The organism is Streptomyces sp. URMC 129, from assembly GCF_051386415.1.
Taxonomy (GTDB): domain Bacteria; phylum Actinomycetota; class Actinomycetes; order Streptomycetales; family Streptomycetaceae; genus Streptomyces.
Window position 1 is genome coordinate 1 of the sequence record NZ_JBPQTQ010000271.1, and the last position, 1,478, is coordinate 1,478.

The 1,478-nt window shown below is 73.6% G+C and carries 1 protein-coding gene; it reads right to left on the reverse strand.

Annotated features, from left to right (window positions below; translation table 11 throughout):
* The coding region (locus ACSNOC_RS27700; RefSeq protein WP_436750323.1) for a cysteine peptidase family C39 domain-containing protein at positions 1-1,404 on the reverse strand (1,404 nt) is incomplete at its 3' end.
* Between the last annotated feature and the right edge of the window lie 74 nt (positions 1,405-1,478).

The window sequence follows — 1,478 nt, forward strand, 5'->3', positions numbered from 1 at the left end:
GGGTTCGGGCCGGGTGTAGCGGGGGTCGGCGGGGAAGTTCTCGACGTCCTTCAGGCGGGCGACGTCGGCGGCGAAGTCCTGGATGCGGCCGGCGACGCCGTTGAGGCGGGTGATGGGCGCGGTGAAGCTGGTGACGAGGGCCTGGAAGGCGACGAGGAGGCCGACGGTCAGGTGGCCCTCGACGGCGCGGGTGCCGCCGATGAGCAGGATCAGCGCGCTGTTGAGGGCGGCGAGGGTGGGGGCGACGATCGCCAGCCACGCGCTGGGCACGCCGAGGCGCTGCTGGGTGTCGAGGGTGGCGGCGTGCTGTCCCGCCCAGCGGCGGAAGAAGCCGTTCTCGCCGCCGGTGGCCTTCATGGTCTCGATGAGCGTCAGGCCGCTGTAGGCGGTGTTGACCAGGCGGGCGCTGTCGGCGCGCAGCTTCTGGGTGCCGGTGGCGCGCAGGTGGATGACGACGCGCATGGCGACGACGTTGAGCAGCGCGATCAGCACGCCGACGACGGTGAGCTGCGGATCGTAGGTCCACAGCAGCACGGCGTAGAGCAGGACGACGACGGCGTCCACGCCCGCGGCGGCGAGGTCGCGGGCGAGGGTCTCGGCGACGGTGTCGTTGGACTGGAGGCGCTGGACGAGGTCGGCCGGGTTGCGCTGGGTGAAGAAGCTGACGGGCAGGCGCAGCAGGTGGCGCAGGAAGCGGGCGCTGCCGAGGGTGGAGGCGATGATCCGCCCGCGCAGGAGGTTGGCCTGCTGGATGGCGGTGAGGGTGGCGCTGAGGACCAGGGCGGTGGCCATCGCGGCGAACAGCACGCCGAGGAGGGAGGTCTGGCCGCCGATGAGGAACGTGTCGATGTAGGTGCGGCTGAGCGCGGGCACGGTGGCGCCGACGAGGACCAGCAGGAGGCTGGAGAGGACGGCGGCGAGCATGGTGCCGGACATGCCGCGCAGGCGGGCGGGCATGGCGCGCAGGACGCCGGGTTTGCGGCCGGCGCGGCGGAAGCCGTCGCCGGGCTCGAAGGTGAGCACGACGCCGGTGAAGCTGGTGTCGAACTCGTCCAGCGGCACGAACCGGCGGCCCTTGCCGGGGTCGTTGATGTACGCGCCGCGGCGGCCGAGGCGGCGGGCCATGCCGTCGTAGACGACGTAGTGGTTGAACTCCCAGAACAGGACGGCGGGGGGCCGGAGTCCGGCGAGGGCGGCGAGGTCCATCTGCATGCCCTTGGCGGTGAGGCCGTAACCGCGGGCGGCTTTGAGCAGGTTGCTGGCGCGGGAGCCGTCGCGGGAGACGCCGCAGGCGATGCGCAGCTCCTCCAGGGGGACGAACCTGCCGTAGTGGCCCAGCACCATGGCGAGCGCGGCGGCGCCGCACTCCACGGCCTCCATCTGCAGGACGGTGGGGGTGCGCACGGGCCGGGGGGTCCTGCCCTTGGGCGCGGCCGGGCGCCGGCCGTGGGCGGAGCGGTGGCGCCGGTGGGCGGCGG